The organism is Acinetobacter sp. CFCC 11171, assembly GCF_003268405.1.
GTDB lineage: Bacteria > Pseudomonadota > Gammaproteobacteria > Pseudomonadales > Moraxellaceae > Acinetobacter > Acinetobacter amyesii.
In genome coordinates this window covers 1-22,918 of the sequence record NZ_LQXP01000011.1, presented here as the reverse complement: position 1 = coordinate 22,918, position 22,918 = coordinate 1, and the positions used below count along the sequence as shown (strand labels likewise).

The following is a 22,918-nucleotide window of genomic DNA, read 5'->3' as shown; positions in this document are numbered from 1 at the left end:
GTTTTAAAGTGAGACGATATACTTGAGTTGAGTTGAGTTGAGTTGAGTTGAGTTGAGTTGTCGTAAAGATTGATTGTGGCTTTCTTTGAGCTAAATCTTCAGTTTTTATTTTTCAATAAGCATGGGTTTAGTATTTTGAATTTTAGCTATTTTTATTAACAAAGGTTTAAAGTTTGAGGCAATAAAAAAGAGAGCCAAAGGGCTCTCTTTTTGTGCTGAATAATCGGTTAGATTATTGAGCAGCAGCTTCAGAAGCAGCAGTAGTAGCTTCAGAAGCAGCAGCAGTAGCTTCAGAAGCAGCAGCAGTAGCTTCAGAAGCAGCAGCAGAAGCTTCAACAGCAGCAGCGTCAGACGCAGCAACTACTTCAGAAGCAGCAGCTTCAGATGCAGCAGCAGGAGCAGCTTCTTCAGTTTTTTTAGCACAACCAACGAAAGCTAAAGTAGTAGCAACTGCAGCAGCAATAGCGATTTTTTTGAATAACATGGCATCACTCTCTAAAATATGAGATTAAAAAATAACCTGCGTTAGTCTGTTGTGTGCTTTTATTATGCCTAATTTGAATAGGTATTAAAAATGCATAGAGCAGTCTAACTGGTCTGCGTGTATGCTATCACTGAGTATTTTGAAATGCTACTAGTGACTTTGAAAAAACCGTTAAAAATAGGTGAAAAACGGCCATTTTTTAACAGAAAATAACAATTAAGAGAAAGTTTTATATTGGCTAAATAGCAAATAAACTACTAAAAAGAATAGGGTTTTTTAAAATATATTTTTTATAATCAGAAGCTTGAAAATAAGTTTACATGGAAATCCATCAAATGTTTCTTTGTGTAACCAAAGTCAACCAAATAAAAAGGCCATCGTTATAGATGGCCTTTTCAGTCAAACATTCAACTTAGTTGGATGCTTTACGTTTCATTTGATCAAAGAAATCATCATTGGTTTTGGTTTCTTTCATGCGATCAAGCAAGAATTCCATCGCTGCAAGTTCGTCTTGTGTATGAAGCAATTTACGTAAAATCCAAACTTTACGTAGGTTATCTTCAGACATCAAACGCTCTTCACGACGTGTACCTGATTTTTTGATGTTCATCGCAGGGAACACGCGTTTTTCAGCAATACGACGGTCTAGGGTAATTTCTTGGTTACCTGTACCTTTGAATTCTTCGTAGATCACTTCATCCATCTTACTGCCAGTTTCAATCAACGCAGTTGAGATAATTGTCAGTGAACCACCTTCTTCGATATTACGTGCTGCACCGAAGAAACGTTTTGGACGTTCTAAAGCATGGGCATCCACACCACCAGTAAGAACTTTACCAGATGAAGGGATTACAGTGTTGTAAGCACGTGCTAAACGAGTAATTGAGTCAAGCAAAATCACTACATCTTTTTTGTGTTCTACAAGACGTTTCGCTTTTTCAATCACCATCTCTGCAACTTGTACGTGACGAGCTGGTGATTCATCGAATGTTGAAGCAACTACTTCACCACGAACAGTACGTTCCATTTCTGTTACTTCTTCAGGACGTTCGTCAATCAGAAGGACAATCAAGAAACATTCAGGATTGTTACGAACAATCGACTGAGCGATGTTTTGTAACAACATGGTTTTACCCGCTTTTGGCGGTGCAACGATAATTGAACGTTGACCTTTACCAATCGGAGCAACCAAGTCAACCACACGCGCAGTTAAGTCTTCTGTTGTACCATTACCTAATTCCATTACCAATTGTTCGGTTGGAAATAAAGGTGTTAAGTTTTCGAAAAGAATCTTATTACGTGAGTTTTCGGGTGTGTCGTAGTTAATTTGATTAACTTTTAATAATGCAAAGTAACGTTCGCCTTCTTTAGGTGGACGAATCGTACCTGTAATAGTGTCACCAGTACGAAGGTTGAAGCGACGGATTTGTGATGGGCTCACATAGATATCGTCAGGGCCGGCTAGGTAAGAACCCGCTGCAGAGCGTAAGAAACCAAAGCCGTCCGACAGAATTTCTAGAACGCCATCACCAAAAATCTCTTCGCCGTTCATTGCGTGGCGCTTTAAGATGGCAAAAATAATATCTTGCTTACGGTTACGAGCCATTCCTTCGAGGCCCATAAACTCGGCAATCTTGATGAGTTCGCCAATCGGTTTTTTCTTGAGTTCGGTTAAGTTCATAGGTGGTCAGATAGAATCTAAAATTCTGAGGTACAGGTTGGAAAAGGGAGCAACAAATGTGCCGCGATCATGCAAGAAACGATAGCAATTGGTTTGCACAAAACAATTCAGAGATCTGATTCGTTATATGAAGAGAGATGTGAAAAACAATTCTGTTGCCGAGCGGCATTTTATGTGTTGTGTTGTAAGAAAATGAGAGGATTTGAGATCCTTAATTTCTTGAGTAAACAATATAAGAGAGAACACAGCATTTGTCAATTTATCAACCAAAAAAATACGCTGTGTAAAACAGCGTATTTTCGAGTGTTTTTATCGAAAAAATATTAGATGTTTTCTTCGATGAAAGCTGTCAATTTAGATTTTGGTGCTGCACCGACTTGGGTTGCTACAACTTCGCCGTTTTTAAACATTAATAATGCAGGAATGTTACGGATGTTGTAGTTTACAGCTGTTTGTTCGCAAGAAGTTACGTCTACTTTAACGATTTTAACTTTGCCTTCAAACTCAGTTGAAAGTACTTCAAGTACAGGTGCAATGGCTTTACAAGGAGCACACCAACCTGCCCAGAAATCTACAAGTACAGGAGTATCAGACTCTAGTACATCGGCTTGGAAGTTTTCATCAGTTGTATTTACGATATTGCCAGACATGGATTTTGCTCCGGAATTAATTTTTAAGTTGACTCTATGTTTATAAGTATTACATAGCCAACTATAACAATGTAGGGGGTTATGTAAATTTTCGACCTGAATGGCGAGTTTGTCTAATGGATGATCACGATGCCGATGATCGTGTATGACTATCATTGCTTCAGATAAAAAATCGATAAGTTCCGCCCGAACTACTCATAAATGGCTTTTAAATTACATGTATGTGAATTAATCTAAGCACAATTCTGAACAGGTTTTTTTGAATAATGTCTGATTTTTTGATTGATGAAGAATTACTTGCTGCTATCGATATGGGATCGAACAGCTTCCACTTGGCTATCGCACGCGTAGACCATGGTGAAGTGAAAAAAGTTGCATCAATGTCAGAAAAAGTACAGCTTGCCGCAGGTCTAGATGAAAATAAAAATTTGACTGAAGCCGCACAGCAACGAGGATTAGCCTGCCTAGCACGTTTTGTGGGACGTTTAAATCCTGTCCAAGCCAACCGTTTACGTATTGTAGCGACCAACGCCTTGCGCCAAGCAAAAAATGGTCATGAATTTATTCAAAAAGCCGCTGAAATTTTACCCAAGCCGATTGAAATTATTGCTGGTCGTGAAGAAGCCCGTCTTATTTATTTAGGGGTTTCACATACCATGGCAAATAGTGGTCGCCGTCTAGTGATTGATATCGGTGGTGGCTCAACAGAGCTGATTATTGGTGAAGAGTTTGAACCGATTCATACAGAATCTGTGCAAATGGGCTGTGTCGCTTTTACCAAAGCGTTTTTTGCTGATGGTGAAATTAACCTGAAAAGTTTTGATAAAGCGGTAAATGCTGCTCGCAAGGAAATCGCAGGCATTGCCAACACTTATAAAGCTGCGGGCTGGGATACTGTTGTCGGTTCAAGTGGCACGATCAAAGCATGTCGTCAGATTTGTGTCAATATGGGCTGGAGCAACGATCAGGAAGAACTGACACGTGACGGTTTATTTAAACTCAAAGATAAATTGCTTAAATATAAGCATGTCTATGAAATGGAATTTGATGGTCTAAAAGAAGACCGTCGAGCAGTTTTGCCAGCCGGCATTGCCATTTTGTATGCCGTCTTTGATGTGCTGAATATCGATAAATTGGTTTATTCTGATGGCGCGTTACGTGAAGGCGTGATGTACGACCTATTGGGACGTTTCCAACATGAAGATGTTCGTGACCGTTCTGTACATGCGTTGATGGGGCGCTACAACGCAGATATGAAACAAGCTGAACGTGTGGTAAATACCGCTCAACAACTGTTTAATGGTGTGGCGACCGCACTGAATTTGACCAGTGATGACAGTGATTTACTGCGTCGTGCAGCGTATTTGCATGAAATTGGCTTAGCGATCAGTCATAGTGGATACCATCGTCATGGTGCTTATTTACTGCAACATTCGGATATTCCGGGTTTCTCACAAATTGATCAAAATCATTTGTCGCATTTAGTGGCGCATCATCGTCGTAAGTTACGCAGTGATGCACGTGTCGATGTGATGAAAGTCGGTGGTAACAAACTTGTTTACTTATGTCTATTGCTTCGTTTAGCAGTTTTATTAAATCATAGTCGCAGCGATGAGATGCTTCCTGCCATTGAATTAAGCGTGGACAATGCGCAACAATGGCAACTTAGTGTTTCTGGTGATGCCAAACAGTGGCCTTTGTTGGTTGCAGACTTGCATGATGAGCAACTGCAATTTAAGCATTGGGATATTGAACTGAATATCCAGTCGGAACAATTTATCAATTAACAGACCAGTTAAGTTAGGGATAATGATCGACCTATGAAAAATAAAGCAGCTCAATCTAAAGCCTGGACTACGGTTCAGATCGCACGTCATCCTGAACGTCCGCAGTTTTTGGATTATGTTGGCGAAATTTTTACAGAGTTCGATGCTTTGCACGGTGACCGCCTATTTGGTGATGACGGTGCGATGATTGGTGGTTTGGCTCGTTTAGATGGTCAGCCTGTGATGATCGTAGGTCAGCACCGTGGTCGTAGTACACGTGAAAAATTACAGCATAATTTTGGTATGAGTAACCCAGAAGGTTATCGTAAAGCGCAACGTTTATTGGATATGGCGGAGCGTTTTAATCTGCCTGTCTTTACCTTTATTGATACCATGGGTGCCTACCCAGGCGTAGGTGCAGAAGAACGTGGTCAGGCTGAAGCGATTGCAACCAGCTTAGCTCAGCTTTCTTCACTCAAAGTGCCTGTAGTGGCAACGGTATTGGGTGAAGGTGGTTCGGGTGGTGCGCTCGGTATTGGCGTAGCTGACCGTGTGATTATGCTATCTCACAGTATTTATTCAGTAATTTCACCGGAAGGCTGTGCATCTATTTTGTGGAAAACTGCAGAAAAAGCAGAACAAGCAAGTGAAGCATTGGCATTGACGGCAGATAAATTGCAGAAGATGGGCATTGTAGAATACGTGGTGGACGAAGCGGAAGGTGCACATTTAAACCCTGAAAAAGTCATGCAGGATTTGAAAGTGGTCTTGAAGCAAGCTCTAGAAGAACTGCAACCAATGGATGCAAACGAACGATGCGAAGCGCGTTACCAGCGTTTAATGAAGTTTGGCAGCGACAATTTAGGGCTGATTGCTTAAGTCAAATTCAGGCGCTGCCTGAACAAAGCCGATTTTTAATAGGATGTAGTGGTGGCATGGACTCCATGTTGCTGCTGCATCTTATGTCGTTTTTGTGCCCTGAAAAAATACGGGTGATTTATATTGATCACCAATTACAAGATTGTAGTCATGCTTGGGGCGAATTTGTACGTGCTCAATGTAAAGCGCTGAATTTGCCATTCATCATACAAAAAGTTCAGGTTGCGCAAGGTAACCTTGAAAATCAAGCACGCTCGGCCCGCTATCAAGCCTTTCGCCAACATTTACAAGCAGATGAAATATTGGTACTCGCACATCATCAGCAAGATCAGGCGGAGACATTGATGTTGCGGCTACTTTCAGGTGCTGGTGTCCATGGCCTTGCTGCGATGAAAAAAATCGATGCGCGTGAAGATTTTATTTTATGGCGTCCCCTATTAGATCTTTCACGTGAGCAAATTTGCCAATGGGCAGCACAGCTGCATGTGCAAAATATTCAAGATCTCACCAATTTTGATACCGACTATGACCGCGCGTGGAGTCGTGAGATTTTGTGGCCGTTACTCAGCGATCGATTTCCTAAAATGCAGCAAGCTCTGAGTCGAACCAGTTACTTGATGCAAGATGCTGATGAAATTTTACTTGAGGTATTGCAACAAGATTTAGCGGCCTGTGGTTCATCGCAAGTTTTATCTTTGGTGGCTCTACAACAGCTCAGTCTGGCACGTCAGCGTCAGTTGTTATCGCACTGGATGAAAGGTGAGGGGCAATATCGTCCAAGCTTTGAAATGGTACAGCGATTATTTTCAGAAGTGATTGGCTCACGCGAAGACTCGCAAGCGGCATTGCACTGGAATGGATTTTATTATCTGCGCTTTCAACAGCAACTTCATCGGATTGCCAAAGCGGATTATCTTCAAACTGAACCCATTCAAGAGGTTGAGGTTGTAACTTGTGTTGCAGGTCAGTGCCTCAAGTTGCCTGCCGGCCATTTTGTGATTCAACCCGCAGAGGTTGGCTTATCACCTGATTTATTGGGGCAGCAACTGCAGATTCGCCCACGTCTTGGCGGCGAAAAAATTCATTTGTATGGTCGTGTCGGAAGTTGGCCGTTGAAAAAAGCTATTCAGCAGGCGCAAATTTTTCCATGGCAGCGTCATACTATTCAAATATTAAGCCGAGATAATGTTATGCTAGGCGTCTTTACGCCTCAGGGCTTTTGGTTGGCGCAGTCTGAATTTTGTACTCAAGCTGGCTGGCAACCAACATTATCTCTTAACGCTAAATCTGCAATATCGGATCTTCAATCATGAGCGCAATTCTAAATTGTAATATCAGTTTCATTGGTGGCGGCAACATGGCACAGGCTTTAATTGGTGGCCTAATTGCACGTGGTGTCCCGACTACACGTATTACAGTTTCAGATCCCGTAGAAAAAGTACGTGAGCTTTTGGCTGAAAAAGATTTGCATGTGACCGATGATAATGTTGCGGCAATTCGAGATGCTGACATTGTTCTTTTTGCAGTTAAACCTCAGGTGTTGGCAAAAGTTTTGGCACCATTACAAGGTTTGCTAGAAGGGAAGTTGGTGATTTCAATTGTTGCAGGTGCAGAAATTGCAACGATTTCAAAACTATCAGGCACAGAGCGTATTGTTCGTGTCATGCCAAATACACCGGCTTTAGTTCAAACCGGTGCGCATGGCTTATATGCAGGTGAAGCGGTTTCAGCTGAAGATCGTGATCTTGCAAGTCAAGTTTTGGCTTCAACGGGTTTAACACTTTGGGTAAACTCAGAAGCGCAAATTGATGCGGTAACAGCTGTTTCTGGCTCAGGTCCTGCATACTTTTTCTATATGATGGAAAGTATGATCCGTGCAGGGAAAAACATGGGTTTGGATGAAAAAGTGGCTACAGCACTAACCTTACAAACTGCATTGGGCGCTGCACAAATGGCGATTACCAGTGCCAACAGTCCTGCGGAGTTGCGTAAAAATGTAACCTCTCCAAACGGTACAACACAAGCTGCGATTGAAGTATTTGATCATGCTCAAATTTCACAAAATATTCAGGCCGCTTTAGCCGCAGCGCAAAAGCGTAGCCAAGAGTTAGCACAAGAGTTAAGCGAAAGCACCAAATAATTCGATTTGATTTAGGAAAGTTCAAGTATGGGCTCTGCTCAAATTTTTGGAATCATTATTAACGTTGCAATTTTGCTCGTATTTTTCCGTTTTTTAATGCAGCTTGCTGCCGTGAGTCCATATAACCCTGTGGTTTTGGCAACAGCAAAAGCAACAAAAATTGTCGATATCTTTAGCCGAATTTTCCCAACTTTGGCCAAAGGTCGAGTGAATACCGCAGCATTGGTGTTGGTGGTGATTCTGTATTTGTTAAAAATGTTTGGTTTGATGTATTTGTCAGGTGTGGCGGTGAATAGTCCATTCCATTTGATCATTATGACCTTTGTGACCATGATTCAGGATTTAATCCGTTTCTGTCGTTACTTAATTTTTGCATCGATTATTTTGAGTTGGGTCGTGATGTTTAGCCAGTCACGTTCGCCTTATATTGAAGTGGTTCAAGAATTGGCAGAACCGCTACTTGCACCATTCCGTCGTATTCTTCCAAATATGGGGATGATTGACTTGTCACCAATTTTTGCGATTTTGGCATTGTTGGTTGCGGAAACCATTATGAAGCAAGTCGCAATTGCATTATTGACTGGTCTTTAATCTGAGCTAAGACGAGTTAAATTAAAAAGGACGCCGAGGCGTCCTTTTTTTGTGGATTTAATATGAGGTGTAAAACAAGATATTTATACTAACTAATAAACATCTCACCTCCATCCAACCTTCCTCCTAGAGGGAGAAAGGCGTGAATGAACGTGAATGAATTAGTGTGCTTCGTCCCAGTTATTACCTTGACCGACTTCCACAATCAGTGGAACGGAAATTTTCAACACAGATTGCATCACTTCAGTCAGTTGGGCAGACAGTTCATCGGCAATTGCAGCATCAACTTCAAACACCAATTCATCGTGTACTTGCAGTAACATTTTGGCTTGATCTTTCGGTAAGATTTTATCGACTGCAATCATGGCCAGTTTAATGATATCCGCCGCAGAACCTTGTAGCGGCGCATTAATCGCTGCACGTTCAGCGCCTTGTTTCACCATTTTGTTGCTCGCCATAATGTCCGGTGTATACAGACGACGACCTAAAATAGTTTCCACAAAACCTTGTTCACGTGCGACTTGGCGAGTACGTTCCATATATTCCAAAACACCAGGGTAGCGTTGGAAGTATTTACCAATATAGTTACGCGACTCTTCTCGAGTGAAACCCAGTTGACGGGTCAAACCGAATTCTGACATGCCATAGAGCAGACCGAAGTTCACCGCTTTGGCTTGACGACGTTGGTTGCTGGTCACTTCATCGAGTGGAATGCCCAAAACTTCTGCCGCAGTACGTTTATGTACGTCTTGCCCATGATTGAAGGCATCGACCAAGGCATGATCTTGCGAGAAATGCGCCATTAAACGTAATTCGATTTGCGAGTAATCGGCTGCCAATAAAATGCGACCTTCAGGTGCAATAAAGGCTTTACGGATTTGACGTCCAATATCTTCACGGACAGGAATGTTTTGCAAGTTTGGATCGGTAGATGACAAACGACCTGTAGCCGTTAACGCTTGGTGGTAACTGGTATGCACACGATGTGTGTCATTATTCACTTGCTTTAACAAACCGTCGGTATAGGTGCTTTTCAGTTTAGAGAGACCACGATATTCCAAAATTAAATCAGTAATCGGATGATCGATTTTTTCTAACACACTTTCACTGGTGCTGTACTGACCAGTAGAGGTCTTTTTGCCACCTTTTAAACCTAATTTATCAAACAGAATTTCCCCCACTTGTTTTGGCGAGCTGACATTGAAGCTTTGACCCGCAAGATCGGTAATTTCGGTTTCTAAATTTTGAATGGTATTGGCAAATTCCACACCAAGTTGGTCGAGGAAGTTCATATCTAGCTCAATGCCGTTTTCTTCCATAGAGGTTAGAACACGGGCAACAGGCATTTCAATATTGTGCAAAATATTGATCAGCTCCGGGTGAGCTTGTAACTTCTTATCGAGTACTTCATATAGACGATAGGTCACATGGGCATCTTCTGCGGCATAATGGGCTGCCGTTTCAAGCTCAATTTGGTTAAAGGTTTTTTGTTTTGCACCTTTGCCCGCCACTTGTTCGAACGTCGTTGTGAGATGACTTAAATACAAACGTGCGACGTCATCCATCCCATGACGTGTAGCCACAGAGTTAAGGACATAAGAGGCCAACATGGTATCGAAATACCAACCTGCCAAATGAATGCCATGATTTTCTAAGACATGTGCATCATATTTGAGATGATGACCAATTTTTTGTACGTCATTATCTTCAAGTAAAGGTTTGAGTTGATTCAGGATCGTGTCGCGATCAAGTTGTTGAGGCGCACCTTCATAATCATGCGCAAGCGGCACGTAATAGGCATCATGTGCATCTAAAGCCACCGAGAAACCTACAATCTGCGCCACGCGGTAGTCAAGGCTAGTGGTTTCAGTATCAAAGGCAAAACGCTTTTCAGTGCTTAGACGCTTGAATAACACATCCCAATCTTCTTGAGTCAATACCGTGTGATAACGTGCTTCACCAAGTAAGTCATCAACACTGGTTTTGTCCGCTTGATCTTCAACTTCAGGTGCATTGGCTACAGTCGCCGTGGTGTTGATGGCTTTGGCTGCTTGTTTGTAGGTTGCGCCATTGGGGTTGTTCGGATGATCTAAAGACTGCAGTTGGTTACGGAATTCTAGTTCCGTATATAAATCACGCAGTGCTGGAATATTTGGATCGGCAAGTTTCAGATCTTCGTATTTAAGGCCCATGTCGAGGTCACAAACGATGCTCGCCAGTTGGTGGTCAAGAGCAATCCCTTCGACATTATCTTTAATGTTTTGACCGACTTTACCTTTAATACCGTCAACATTTTCTAAAATGCCGCCAATCGAGCCGTACTCGGTTAAAAGTTTCGCTGCCGTTTTTGCGCCAACACCAGGTACACCACGGATGCCGTCAGAGGCGTCGCCCATCAATGTTAGGTAGTCAATGATTTGATTCGGCCACACCCCAAATTTTTCAAAAACACCTTGAACGTCCATCGGTTTGTCTTTGAAGCTGTCTTCTAAAGTGACACGCTCAGTAACGAGCTGTGCCATGTCCTTGTCACCGGTGGAGATTAAAACTTGATGACCGGCTGCTTCAGCGCGTTTGGCTAAAGTTCCGATAATGTCATCGGCTTCAGCACCCGGCAACATATGCAGCGGAATCCCTAGAGCACGAATTAATGCATGAAGATATGGAATTTGTTGTGATAATTCTTCAGGCATGCTTGGACGGTCACCCTTATAAATCGGGGACAATTCATGACGGAAGGTTGGTTCAGGTGTATCGAAAATAACGGCCATATGCGTCGGTTGGATGCGACGCATTAATTTTTGGATGGCAGAAATGGCACCTCGGATTGCATTGGTATGCAAACCGGTTGAAGTGGTTAATGGTGGCAGTGCATGGTAAGCACGAAATAAAAAGTATGAGCCATCGACCAAGACAAATGGTGGCATTGATAATTTCCTAATCCTAAAAACGGTTTTATTGTACGTGATTTTTTGCCCGTACGCTGAGTCTAGATTGTATATGTAACTTACCGAATCACTGATGAATAGTTTTAATCCATCGGTCAGGCTCATGTATCATCAAAACATTCAGGAAAATGACGAAGCAGGTATGCTGAAACAGAATAATGAAATCAAGATGATTTGGTTGATGACGCTGATCTTGGTAGGGATCGGGGCATGGTACTTAGATGTCCGTATCCTGAGTTATATCAGTGGCATCGGTTTTATGCTCAGTGTGATGAATTATGTCGATGATTTACAGCACGGCGCTGATGCACTGAGTTCATCAAAACAACCATTTCAAGTGACATCAAAGGTTCCGTTATATATTGCATCGTTATTAACGGTCGTTGGACTGTTAACAGAATTGGGATACTTGGTTGCGATCGGGATTGGCCTGTGGGTCTATTTTTTTCTGCGTTGGCTGAAACGATTAGAACGTCAGCTGCATCTATTGCAAGGACGTGCGCTTCAGTCGCAATCAAAACATGCAGCTACTTCAATATCAGCGTCGACAATAGACCGTCCTGAAAATTTTGATTCTAACGATACACCATCTGTACATCCCGCGACGGCAGTTGGTACAGCTAGACATCAGGCATCATTCAATTCAACGCCTTCTAATACACCATCCAAGTCTGCGCCAAATCTATCTAGTCAAATTCAGCAATGGCTTTTCCAAGGTAATCCCGTGTTAAAAGTGGCGGTACTGGTCTTGGTGATTGGCGTGGTGCTATTACTCAGATTTGCCACAGAGCATTGGCAACTAAGCTTGGCCATGAAACTGCTGATCGTGAGTTTGATCAGTGCTGGTGTTGTCGGACTGGGTTTTTGGCTACAAACCAAAAATCGCAGTTTTGCCTTGGCTCTAGAAGGTCTAGGTCTTGCAGCGCTGTTTTTGACTTTATTTTTTGCCTATTACAATGCCGTCATTCCGGGCTTTGGCATAGCTTGTCTACTATATGCTGCACTTATGGCATTGACGATTTGGCTCAGTTTGAAACAACAGTCGGTAGAACTGGCAATTATGGCAATGCTGATCGCCTATCTTGCGCCATTTACCTTGCCTGTTCGTGATGCAACTGCAACGGAATTTATTGCCTATTATCTTGTGATTAATATTGCTGTTGCGGTCATGAGTACATTAAGACCGTGGAAATATCTGAATCAAATCGCTTTTTTGATGACGGTGATTATGGGTGGAGGATATGCTTTTTACCACGGATACACCACCGAACGTCAGATGATGAGCGTGTTGGTTTTAGCTCACGCTGCGATTTTTATTTGGCTCGGTTTTCGTTTTAGTCAGTTATTGGCGAAACAAGATCTTGCGCATTTTCAGCTTAAACCTGCCTTGGATATTGCACTGATTTTTGCCGCACCAGTGCTTGCTTATCTGGCATTGTATTTGATGTATTTTGAGGAAACGGTATGGCAGGCGGGGTATAGCCTGTTATTCGCAGCGCTTTTTGCCGCACTGTATAGCATCAGTAAACGCAGTGCTGTGATCCCACTGATTGCACAAAGTTATTTGAGTTTGACCTTAATTTTCTTGGCATTGATTCCACCGATAGTATTGAAAGAGCAGTGGAGTGTAGTTGGTTGGGCAGTTGAAGGTGCGTTGATATTTATATATGCCCTATACAAGCAGTCCAATATCAGCCGTTATTTAGGCATGGCGCTCTTGGTGATGGCGGGTTGTTCAAGTCTGTATTATTTGGTTCAACTGCCACATTTCCCTGCACAGATGTATTGGGGCGTGTGTTTGAGCTATTTGGCGGCCATTATCATGACGCATGCTGTTCCTGCATTTCATAAACAGCTTTCAAGTTCGAGTATTGCCTTTCAATGTGTGCAAATGCTCTCAGCAACTACTATGTTCATCATGTTGCTCTTAGATTGGCTGCAGAGTAGTCATCAATTGGCCTTGAGTCTATTGATTGTCAGTGTGGCCTATCTGTTGGTGAATGAAGGCTTGTTAAAACGAAAAGCTTCGTGGTGTTGGTCCATCATTAAGTGGACGGGTCTTGTGCCTGTTTATGTGATGGGGCTGTACCAAGTTATTTCAGTGAGTGAGAACGGTCAGTTACTTTGGCATTCAACGATGGAGCAGATGTATTTTGCATTCGCTGGGCTGTGCTTGACGCTGCTTTGGCTACGACCATTACTCGGTGTGCGTGAAGAAAAAGAATGGGTCAGTCTCGGAATTTTGAGCAGCTTGGCGTGGACCAGTCTGACACTGATACCCAGTATGCCGTATATCAGTGTGGTAATTTTACCGCTGATATTTTGTGCATGGTGTTATTGGCAAGCGCAACAACCGGCCTGGAAAATGTTTTGGCAAGCGCGTAGCAGCTTGTTTTTGGCTTTAAGTTGGATCATCAGTTCGCAATTATTTAGTCAGCAGGCCTTTGTGGGATATATCTTGCCGATACTGAATCCTTTTGATGCAGTGAGTTTGCTGTTGTTAGCGGCTTTTTTATGGATGTTGAATCAACAGTTAAAAGCCGGTTTAGATCGTAGCTTGGCTGCCGTGTTGTGTGTTCTTGGGCTACTTTGGTTAAGTAGCTATGTTGTGCTCCGCGCCTTACATATATATCTGGATACGCCTTATAACAGTTTAGATATTTGGAGCGATGCGACCGTTCAACTAAGTTTTACCGTGCTGTGGGTGTTATTGGCTTTAGTGAGTATGCGCTTTGCCACTCAGCGTCAATTACGTTCAGTTTGGCTGCTCGGCGGCAGTATTTTGGTCTTGGTCACTTTGAAATTGGTTTTGCTGGATTTATCTCATGTCGGCACACTCATGCGAGTGATTTCATTTATGGCGGCAGGTTTTGCCATGCTTTTGATTGCCTATATTGCACCCATGCCGAATGACAAGGTTGAACCATGATGAAATTCTTAAAGGTACGAGATCACTAAGCTATACAGGTCGATGGCTATAAAAGTACATGATAAAAAAACCCTGCACATTTGAAGATATGCAGGGCCTTTCATATCAAGTCGATAGACCATTATTTGAGTTGAGGCTCTCGTTGAATTTCTTGCGCATTGGCATATTGATCGACGTTAGCATCGCTTGCTTGTGTAGAAAGTGGGTGGTCAACAAAACCCATTTTCGGGACAGGGATTTCAATTTTATTTTCGACAAAGGCATTTCGAATCCGTTCTTGCATCTCATCGCGGACTTTTAGGAAATTCTCTCTTTGACACCAAATAGCAAAAAGCAATTCAATGGATGACTCTCGAAAGGCAGTGACGGTCACGGCAGGTTTAGGATCGGCCAAGACCAATGGATATTTACTGACGGCATCTAATAGAACTTCACGGACTTTGATGATGTCTTCATGAAAGTTAATCGCAAGGGTAATTGGAATGCGCCGTATTGGAAACTTAGACAAGTTATGCACAGGTGCCAGAATCAGTTGTTCATTCGGCAAACGGACATAGACATTGTCCTGCGTGAGTAATTTGACCGACAGTAAATCAATCGAGATTACTTCACCTTCAATGGTATGCCCGCGAATCAGTGTCAATTGAATGGTATCACCAACCTCAAAAGACCCTTCACCGATCAAGAACATCCCGCTGATCAGGTTGGATGCGGACGTGCGAGGCAAAACCCAGTGCGACCGTTAAAATACCCGCTGCACCCAAGAACACGCTGAGTTTAAAGCCGGCTTCTTTTAAACTTGCCATCACAAAGATTAAAAAGATGAAATAGAAAATCCCGCGACGCCAAACCAACTGCTGATGAGCATTGAAACGCATACCCACAGTACGAATAAAGGTATTCGAGATAAAACGTGCAATCAGAAAGCCGATGACTGCCAGTAAAACAGCCACCAATAATTCTGTCAGCCGATCGGTATTGAGATTGGCGACCATTCCTTTTAGGCTGCTGGTAATTTCTGTCGAAATATTTAAATCTGCCATGGCTCACCGTTAGAAAAATGAATCAAACATATTGAACAGCACATTGGCTGACTCGCGTGGCGGATGTAGATAAACCACGTCACCTGCTTGTGGCGGTGTACGGTTTTCAATTTTGACCCGCGGCGGTTTGTCATGACCTTCATGCACGACCCGAATTTGTGAAGTCCATAAACGTCCCGTACTTTCACTATAAAATAATGGCAAAGCCGGTACAGGGACATTCATACGGTCAAAACGAATCTGTTGATTACTCACGTTATGAAACTCAATAGGGGTTACTGCACGAAATGCACGAGGTTTGAGTTGTTTAAGTTCTGTACGACCATCAACTGCTGTGGCATAGCATATTTCACCCATTCGATGATTCGGACCAAACCAAGTGTCTTTAGGTAAAATCACTGGTATATCAAACAAGGGTTCTCTAAGACCTTCGACAAAACCAGCAATCCACAGCGGTGTGCTGATATATAGCGTTCCGCGCTGTCCGGCTGGAATATAAATCGGATCGACCGGTTTAATCACCACAGACCGATCTGCCAAACGTGGCATGATTTGAATTTTGTCATGTGTTTGGCGGAACATATAGCGTTCCATTTTAATGGGTTGTGGAAAACCAAATTCAGGGTCTTGAATCGGATGCCATTGCTGCTCATAGTCAAACTGAAAGGTCGGGCGATGATATTCCATACGCCACTCTTGCATGCCGCGCGTTACACGAAACAATAAAGACCCAAACTGCCAACTGCGCGGGTGATTCAGTTCAAATTGATATTCCCCCCACCATTTACGTTTTGGGGATTCCTTTTCAGTCAAATCATTTTCTAATGGCAATGCGTATATCCCTTGTCCTGATAAATCCTAAAAACAGACTTCACGCTGTCAGATGCTTAGAGTACACTCAAAACAACTTTTTTCATCATTATAATGCGTGATGCAAGTACTTAAACAATTACAAATACCATATAGTTTTGCCAAACGTCATGGCGTATTGCTTCGATATGAGGGTGATCAAGCTTTTATTGTACGTCGTGACAGCACGCCACTGTTGGCTTTACAGGAAGCACGTCGCTATTTAGGGCATCCTGCACAATATCAATTATGTAGTGAGCAAGAGTTTAATCAATTACTCAGTGCAAGCTTTGCCGGAGACACCGGTGAGTCTCAACAAGTTGCAGCGGGTCTGGAAGATCATCCTGATTTACTCAGCCTTGCAGACTCTGTGCCAGAAGCTGAAGATCTGATGGATCAGGAAGATGATGCACCGATTGTACGGTTAATCAATGCCTTATTGTCGGAAGCAATTCGTGTTGGAGCCTCCGATATTCATATCGAATCTTTTGAAAAAAAGCTGTCTGTCCGCTTACGTGTCGATGGTCAGTTACGTGAAATTGTCCAGCCACGTCGTGAACTTGCGCCATTGTTGGTGTCACGGATCAAAGTCATGGCCAAACTCGATATTGCAGAAAAGCGAATTCCACAAGATGGTCGTATTTCACTGCGTTTGGCGGGCCGTGAAGTCGATGTTCGTGTATCAACCTTACCATCTTCCTATGGTGAACGTGTGGTGATGCGTTTACTCGATAAACAAGCTGGGCGTTTAAACATGACCCATTTGGGCTTGATGCAGCATGACTATGATCGATTGAAACAACTGGTACATCGTCCGCATGGCATTATTTTAGTTACGGGACCAACGGGTTCGGGTAAAACCACAACCTTATATGCGGCATTGTCTGATTTAAATGATGGCTCAAAAAATATTTTGACCGCAGAAGATCCAATTGAGTATCAACTTGAAGGGATCGGGCAGACGCAGGTCAATACCAAAGTGGATATGACCTTTGCTCGTGCATTAAAAGCTATGCTTCGCCAAGACCCAGATGTGGTGATGGTCGGTGAGATTCGTGATTTAGAAACTGCTGAAATTGCAGTACAGGCATCATTAACAGGCCATTTAGTACTTTCAACGCTGCATACCAATACAGCAATCGGTGCAGTGACCCGTCTTAAAGACATGGGGATTGAACCTTTTCTACTTTCAAGCTCACTGATCGGTGTGGTGGCACAGCGTTTGGTTCGAACCTTGTGCCGTCACTGTGCGACTTGGCATGATGCCGATGATTTTGAAAAAGACTTATTTAAGCATCTCGATGCATCGGCCGAATTAAAATTGCCACAACCTAAAGGCTGCGAACAATGCTCGCATACTGGATTTACAGGGCGTACCGCAATTTATGAAATCGTTCCAATTGATGAGCAAACACGTCGTCTGATTCATGGAAATGCTGCTGAGTTTGAGTTAGAAAATCATGTACGTGCAAATGCGGGTTCAATACGTGATGATGGATTGCGCAAAGTTTTGGCAGGTAAAACCACGATAGAAGAGGTTTTACGTGTAACCAATGAAGCGGCTGAATAGTCGGTGTGAATTATAAAAAAAGCCCCGAAGCCTGTGCAAGGACTCGGGGCTTTGCTTTAGTTAATCTTTTCAAAATGAATAACAGCATCGTATGCTTTATCTGTCAGAGTGAGGTGAGTTGCATCACTGAGTTTCATTTCAATGCTATTGCTCTCTTTATATTTCAAAACATCATGGCTCACTTCGGCCATACCTGATGTAGTACTAGAAGTGCGCTCAGTATTATTTTTATCGAGCCAAAATTCGTCTTTAATTTGATAGTCATCGCCTTGTTTGCTAATGGAAAGTTTGCGTAGGCTCTCCGTGTCAGGTGTTTGTTTCCATTCCCCTGAAAAATCAGGCGCAGGTGTTTGGCTACATGCGGCTAAGGCCAAGCTTAGAAAAAGCATCGAAAAGTATGTTTTCATTGTAAAGTCCTGAAAATGATTTTAATTTTTTATGGATGTATAGTTAATTATAGTTTGAATATTAAACATTTTTTAAATTTTATTCATTATTCTTTCTATCGAATGTCTCATAATTTTTTATTTTAATTTGAACAAAAACAGCCCAAAAATATGGGCTGTACGGTTTTTTACTTACCACAAACTGACAATTTTCTTCATCAATTCAGCACGAATGGGCGCGGTTGGGTTACCTGCATTGCGCTGCGTTTCATTTTCATAAAACTTTTGCCAAGTTTGAACCATCTCTAAAGTGACATCTTGAGTTTTAAGCTTTTCAACGTCGGCTTTGGTGATATTGGCTAGGCGCGCTGCAGCACCTTCTGGGCCTGTACCCCAACCGATGATACCTTGACCATAGGCAGGTAAAGACATGTTGTTCGGTGTTGGCGGTAGCGCAAGACGTTGAATATCTGGATTGACCAAGGATTTAATTTGAGGACGGACTTTTTCAGACAGGGTTAATTCGGCAAAACTTAGTGTGGATGCGCTGATGAGCAATGTACTGATAAGGAGAGGTTTAAGCATCATAGATCAACAAATGAATGTAAATAAGAATCGTTATATATTTTAGCAAGGTTTTGGCAGCTGAATATGAATATTTAAATGTATTGGAAATGGATAAGATTTTATTTTGAGCTCAGCTGTAGATGTGTAGAAGTAAAAAAGCTCAAAGCACTATTTTATAAGAATTAAAACAGTGCTTTGTATAGATAGGTACAAATGGATTTAAGTCAAAACATTTAAAGTAACATTAATATTGTTTCGGGTCGCATTTGAATAGGGGCACACAATATGTGCAGCATCGACCAATTTCTGTGCCTCGCTTGCATCCATACCCTCAAGATGAATATTAAGCGTCACTTCGATACCAAATCCTGTTGGAATAGGGCCGATACCAACATCACCCTCGACGTAGGCAGCAGGGGTAATCGAAATTTTATCTCGGTTAGACACAAATTTCATTGCACCTAAAAAACAGGCTGAATAACCAGCGGCGAAGAGTTGTTCAGGATTCGTACCATTACCTGTACCCCCCATAATTTTCGGCACAGCCAATTGAACATCTAAATGCCCATCGGACGTCGTTGCACGACCATCACGACCACCAGTGGCTTTTGCATGGGCTGTATAAACTGCTTTTTCTAAAGTCATTTTTCTAATCCCTCAGATGATGGTTCAAAATCATATCGTGGGGGATTTTGTTTAAATAATATTCAGTTTTTTTGTAATTTTATACAGAGTGAAAATCAATATTGAACCAAAACACGGTGCTGCATCAGTGGCATTGATGCGCGAATCTGTTGCTGCTCGTCTAAGTCGAAAGGAACTGTGAGTAGTTGAGCGCCTTCTTCTGCGGTGATTGCTAAAATTTGACCGCGGCTGTTGCTTGCTCCAGCATGCCCCCAAGTTTGACGCTTTTCACCATGCCAGCCTTGTTGTGCGGCTCCTAGTACAGCACATTGGCTATCCATAGCACGGGCTTGCAGTAAGAGCTGCCAGTGCATTTCACCCGTGGTATAAGTAAAAGCTGCAGGCGCCGTTAAAATGTTTGCACCTTGGCTACGAAGTTTCAAAGCCAGTTCAGGAAAGCGCAAGTCGTAGCACACCATCAGGCCAATATTGCCAAAAGGTGTTGTTGCAACTACGGTTTCAGTACCAGGTTCAAAGAATTTTGATTCTTGATAGCCACCGACAGCGTCACCAACTTGCACATCAAATAAATGAATTTTGTCATAACGTGCTTCGGTACGTTCAGGGCTGATACACAGGCTGACAGTACGGACACGGCCATCTTGAATGATTGAACCATCTGGACGATAAGGGCATGGGAGTGTGCCCGCAACAATCCAAAGTTGATAACGATGTGCGAGTTGTTCTAGTCGCTGCTGAATACTTTCAAATTGCGCCGCGGTTTCGCGTTGTTTACCTGCGGCAAAGCAGACAAAATTTTCGGGAAATACAATGAGACTCGCACCTTGAGCCTGACTTTGTTGCATCAATGACTCGATCACTTTGAAGTTATCTTCAATGTCATTTTGAGAATTCATTTGAGCAATGGAAAGTAAAATCATGCGAAGAGGCTCTGCTGTGATTAACCTAAATTAGACATTTTGCTGCTTGGGTTGCTCTAGATTGTCCTGCTCTTTTTGCAGTTGTTTGACCAAAGGCTCAAACATATTTTGGTTGCTATCATTTAGTTTCATCAGCGTTTTGTGTGCATCTAAAACCGTATTCAGCATATTGCTATGGGTAATGTGTTCTTCCATAAGTGCGCGAGTGCATACACTTGGATCACCACAATAATTCAAAATAACAAACACCTGACCTAAACCCATGCTATTGGCAAGCGTTGTGATATCAGAGTTTGTAGACAACATTACCGCTTGGATATGGTGAACTTGTTTGAGCTTCAAACCCAGTTTCGCCAAAATGCCAAGAACAGTACTATCGATAAATGTCGTTTGGGTTAAATCAACGATTGCACCGACGACATTTTGTTGCTGTTCAATTTTGTTTAATAACTTGTCTAGACTAATACAAGATTGGGCACGCACTTCGCCAATAAGCTTAAAAATATGCGTTCCGTTCAAGCTTGCATATTCAACATGACCTGTTGACATATAAATGCCATTTGCAGAGAAGGATAGTAAATTATCCCATAGGGGCACAGCTTACTCAAGTAGCCGAGTATGATCAGAAAGTCGTATTCGGTTTAAGTAGTTGATTTCGTGATTAATTGATTCGACGTAAACTTAGGATGGCAATATCGTCGGCAACATGGTCTGGTGCTTGAAATGATTGATTTTGCAAGTGATAAACCAATTGACCTAGCTGTTCATTCAATCCACCGTCAAAAGGTTCTAGTGCGCCATCCGAGCAAATTACAAAGCGCGAATAACGATTTAAGGTAAATTCAAACTCTTCAACTTCGAGGTCTTCAGTTAAGCCAAGTGGAAAGCTACTGGTATTTAAAATTCGTGCGGGAAGACCGGGTTCAAATAAAATGGCCGGCGGATAATGGCCTGCACTAGACCATTTCAAGACATGCGTATCGAGATTAAGTATTCCCGCAATCATGGTAATGTGCTTTTCAATATTTTCTTGAACCAACATGCCATTGAGTTTTTTGATGAGTTCTCTCGGGGTTTTTGAACGACCGTGGAAAGCAGCCATCCATGAGGTTAGTAAACTACTCGTTACCCCATGACCAGATACATCTGCGAGATAAAACATGATTTCTTTATCGCTGATTTTCCAGTAATCGTACCAATCACCGGATAAATAGGCTGAAGGCTGGAAGAATGTTTCAATTTTATAGTTGTGGAGTTCAATCGGGTTGGGCAGTAAACGTTTTTGCAAATCTGCAGCAGAAGGGAGATCACGGCTATCTTGATTGCGTTTGTATTGCGCATCAATTTTAGTGAGTGCCACCTGAAGGTTAGTTGGGATATGATCCCAAACCCATCCTGCTAAAGCGCCTTGTTGCCAAGCTTGAGCCAATGCAGCACCTTCATGCTCAAAAGCAAGCACAATAGTAGGAAGTGTCCATTGGTGATTTAAAAAGTCGGCAACATCAGCAATTGCAATGATCGTTGGATCATACAAGTCTAGATCTTCAATGTTAATCATTTGTACGCTAGGAAGCGCATCAAGTACCTGATCTAAATATGGAATATCACGAGTAGGTTGAATGAAATACATAAAGAATTAGATGAATCCTTCGATAGACAATAAGTGTACTATAGCAAGCTAATGATGGCTGGAGGGAAAAACCACACCAGCCAATTGAAAAATTTTATTTATTCAGTTGTTACCGTGTCGGTATCATCTGAACTGCTGTCATCAATGAAATCGGTAGAATCATCAGATGAAACGTCTACTGAATTATCTTCAGATTCATCAATATCGTCATCTTCTTCATCAATAAATAGGTTTTCTTCAGCGATACCTTTTTTCTCAGCAATAGAATAGTTCAAGCGTTGCAAATAAATATCACGAATTTGAGCGTATTTATCGCCTTGCAATACACCTTCGATATCCAGTAATTGAGCGCGAGTATCGATTCCACGTAAAGTTTGCTCAGACCAATACGCCACATCATGACCATCAAGCATATATTTCTGTGGACGTCCTTGACTATCTACAGCAAGCCCCACAGTTTGACGCAATGTGCTTGGACCAAGCACTGGTAAAACAATATAAGGACCAGAAGGAATACCGTAATAACCTAAAGTCGCGCCAAAGTTTTCATCTTCGGTTTCTAGACCTAGACGGCTTGCAGGGTCAGCAAAGCCTAAAGTTGTCAGTGTATTAACAGTAAAACGCCCCAGACTTTTTGCGGCACGTGTCGGTCGACCTTGGATGAGTTGGTTAAACGCATTCCACGGTTCGCCCAAATTTTTACGGAATAAACGATACGATTCACGTATATCCTTAGGGGTTTTTGCTACATATTGCACAGCAACAGGGCGGGCAATATGGACGTCTAAATAATCATTAAATGCGTAAACTTTCCGGTTGATCGGTTGGAAAGGGTCTTTATCTTCTTCTGATTGTGCTGCATTGGCATTAACAGATAATTTTTTTGCAACTTCAGATGACTTAACCATCGCAGCATGCGCAAATTGTTGTGTTTTTGATTTATTGGCAGCTTCTGAGTCTTGAGCAATAGGTGCTGAAGCCTCGTCATTTGCAATTACAGGAGTTGTTACGACAAGTGACAATAATCCTGCATATAAAAAAGAAGTTTGGCGCATATATAGTCCTGACGCTTTTAGCGCGGCAAAATGTTTGCCGTATAATAAGTAAAAACGTTCAAATAATCCTGATTTATTACTATTAAACCAAATTTGATCAAAATATGAATAAAAAAATGTAATTTGAGTGAAAATTGTGCGCTCAAAATAATTATTTAAAAAAAGGTGTTGCGTTGGATCAAAAA

The 22,918-nt window shown here is 42.2% G+C and carries 19 protein-coding genes and 1 pseudogene; 7 read left to right on the top strand and 13 right to left on the bottom strand.

Annotated features, from left to right (window positions below):
- Positions 1 to 232: 232 nt before the first annotated feature.
- The 3 genes from AVJ20_RS07135 to trxA form a co-directional block, all read right to left on the bottom strand.
- Entirely contained in the window at positions 233 to 484 is a 252-nt protein-coding gene (locus tag AVJ20_RS07135; RefSeq protein ID WP_111884718.1) for a hypothetical protein, read from the bottom strand.
- Positions 485 to 896: 412 nt separating this feature from the next.
- The gene (rho, locus tag AVJ20_RS07130) at positions 897 to 2,165 is read right to left on the bottom strand and encodes a transcription termination factor Rho (protein ID WP_067731074.1); all 1,269 of its coding nucleotides are present in this window, start codon (positions 2,163 to 2,165) and stop codon (positions 897 to 899) included.
- A gap of 323 nt (positions 2,166 to 2,488) precedes the next feature.
- On the bottom strand, positions 2,489 to 2,815 hold the full coding sequence (gene trxA / locus AVJ20_RS07125) for a thioredoxin (RefSeq protein WP_078192629.1): 327 nt from the start codon (positions 2,813 to 2,815) through the stop codon (positions 2,489 to 2,491).
- 266 nt (positions 2,816 to 3,081) lie between these two features.
- Between trxA and ppx the strand changes: the two genes are divergently transcribed.
- Genes ppx through AVJ20_RS07100 form a run of 5 tightly spaced genes read left to right on the top strand, consistent with a single transcriptional unit; the run spans position 3,082 to position 8,191 of the window.
- Positions 3,082 to 4,602, top strand: a complete 1,521-nt coding sequence (gene ppx / locus AVJ20_RS07120; protein WP_111884717.1) for an exopolyphosphatase — start codon at positions 3,082 to 3,084, stop codon at positions 4,600 to 4,602.
- A 33-nt stretch (positions 4,603 to 4,635) separates the two neighbouring features.
- Positions 4,636 to 5,460, top strand: a complete 825-nt coding sequence (locus AVJ20_RS07115) for an acetyl-CoA carboxylase carboxyltransferase subunit alpha (protein ID WP_111884716.1) — start codon at positions 4,636 to 4,638, stop codon at positions 5,458 to 5,460.
- The gene (gene tilS, locus AVJ20_RS07110) at positions 5,397 to 6,773 is read left to right on the top strand and encodes a tRNA lysidine(34) synthetase TilS (protein ID WP_111884715.1); all 1,377 of its coding nucleotides are present in this window, start codon (positions 5,397 to 5,399) and stop codon (positions 6,771 to 6,773) included. Before AVJ20_RS07115 ends, tilS begins: the two co-directional genes overlap by 64 nt.
- On the top strand, positions 6,770 to 7,600 hold the full coding sequence (gene proC, locus AVJ20_RS07105; RefSeq protein WP_111884714.1) for a pyrroline-5-carboxylate reductase: 831 nt from the start codon (positions 6,770 to 6,772) through the stop codon (positions 7,598 to 7,600). The genes tilS and proC overlap by 4 nt, the downstream gene beginning before the upstream one ends.
- Before the next feature lie 27 nt (positions 7,601 to 7,627).
- The gene (locus AVJ20_RS07100; RefSeq protein WP_078189567.1) at positions 7,628 to 8,191 is read left to right on the top strand and encodes a YggT family protein; all 564 of its coding nucleotides are present in this window, start codon (positions 7,628 to 7,630) and stop codon (positions 8,189 to 8,191) included.
- A 161-nt stretch (positions 8,192 to 8,352) separates the two neighbouring features.
- On the opposite strand, the gene polA is transcribed toward AVJ20_RS07100, so the two are convergent.
- Positions 8,353 to 11,118: a DNA polymerase I gene (polA, locus tag AVJ20_RS07095; RefSeq protein WP_111884713.1), complete on the bottom strand. Its 2,766-nt coding sequence runs from the start codon at positions 11,116 to 11,118 to the stop codon at positions 8,353 to 8,355.
- Between the two features lie 190 nt (positions 11,119 to 11,308).
- On the opposite strand from polA, the gene AVJ20_RS07090 reads away from it, so the two are divergent.
- On the top strand, positions 11,309 to 14,068 hold the full coding sequence (locus tag AVJ20_RS07090) for a DUF2339 domain-containing protein (RefSeq protein WP_416240541.1): 2,760 nt from the start codon (positions 11,309 to 11,311) through the stop codon (positions 14,066 to 14,068).
- Positions 14,069 to 14,189: 121 nt separating this feature from the next.
- On the opposite strand, the pseudogene AVJ20_RS07085 reads toward AVJ20_RS07090, so the two are convergent.
- Positions 14,190 to 15,111: pseudogene (locus tag AVJ20_RS07085) on the bottom strand (mechanosensitive ion channel family protein).
- A gap of 9 nt (positions 15,112 to 15,120) precedes the next feature.
- Positions 15,121 to 15,942, bottom strand: coding sequence for a hypothetical protein (locus AVJ20_RS07080; protein ID WP_111884712.1), 822 nt, complete (start codon positions 15,940 to 15,942; stop codon positions 15,121 to 15,123).
- A gap of 100 nt (positions 15,943 to 16,042) precedes the next feature.
- On the opposite strand from AVJ20_RS07080, the gene gspE reads away from it, so the two are divergent.
- The gene (gene gspE / locus AVJ20_RS07075) at positions 16,043 to 17,530 is read left to right on the top strand and encodes a type II secretion system ATPase GspE (RefSeq protein ID WP_111884711.1); all 1,488 of its coding nucleotides are present in this window, start codon (positions 16,043 to 16,045) and stop codon (positions 17,528 to 17,530) included.
- 56 nt (positions 17,531 to 17,586) lie between these two features.
- On the opposite strand, the gene AVJ20_RS07070 is transcribed toward gspE, so the two are convergent.
- The 7 genes from AVJ20_RS07070 to AVJ20_RS07040 all read right to left on the bottom strand — a co-directional run bounded on the left by AVJ20_RS07070 (position 17,587) and on the right by AVJ20_RS07040 (position 22,733).
- A complete protein-coding gene (locus AVJ20_RS07070) occupies positions 17,587 to 17,937 on the bottom strand; it encodes a hypothetical protein (RefSeq protein ID WP_111884710.1) in 351 nt (116 codons plus the stop codon).
- Between the two features lie 171 nt (positions 17,938 to 18,108).
- Positions 18,109 to 18,501, bottom strand: a complete 393-nt coding sequence (locus AVJ20_RS07065; RefSeq protein ID WP_078189561.1) for a DUF4951 domain-containing protein — start codon at positions 18,499 to 18,501, stop codon at positions 18,109 to 18,111.
- 201 nt (positions 18,502 to 18,702) lie between these two features.
- Complete coding sequence (locus AVJ20_RS07060) at positions 18,703 to 19,128, bottom strand: organic hydroperoxide resistance protein (protein WP_111884709.1); 426 nt, start codon at positions 19,126 to 19,128, stop codon at positions 18,703 to 18,705.
- A gap of 95 nt (positions 19,129 to 19,223) precedes the next feature.
- On the bottom strand, positions 19,224 to 20,048 hold the full coding sequence (locus AVJ20_RS07055; RefSeq protein WP_111884708.1) for a carbon-nitrogen hydrolase family protein: 825 nt from the start codon (positions 20,046 to 20,048) through the stop codon (positions 19,224 to 19,226).
- A gap of 30 nt (positions 20,049 to 20,078) precedes the next feature.
- Positions 20,079 to 20,597 carry an anti-anti-sigma factor GigB gene (gene gigB, locus AVJ20_RS07050; RefSeq protein ID WP_078189558.1) on the bottom strand — a complete coding sequence of 173 codons (519 nt, stop codon included), beginning with the start codon at positions 20,595 to 20,597 and terminating at the stop codon, positions 20,079 to 20,081.
- A 112-nt stretch (positions 20,598 to 20,709) separates the two neighbouring features.
- Positions 20,710 to 21,678: an RsbU family protein phosphatase GigA gene (gigA, locus tag AVJ20_RS07045; RefSeq protein WP_078192616.1), complete on the bottom strand. Its 969-nt coding sequence runs from the start codon at positions 21,676 to 21,678 to the stop codon at positions 20,710 to 20,712.
- Positions 21,679 to 21,776: 98 nt separating this feature from the next.
- Positions 21,777 to 22,733, bottom strand: coding sequence for a VacJ family lipoprotein (locus AVJ20_RS07040; RefSeq protein ID WP_111884762.1), 957 nt, complete (start codon positions 22,731 to 22,733; stop codon positions 21,777 to 21,779).
- Between the last annotated feature and the right edge of the window lie 185 nt (positions 22,734 to 22,918).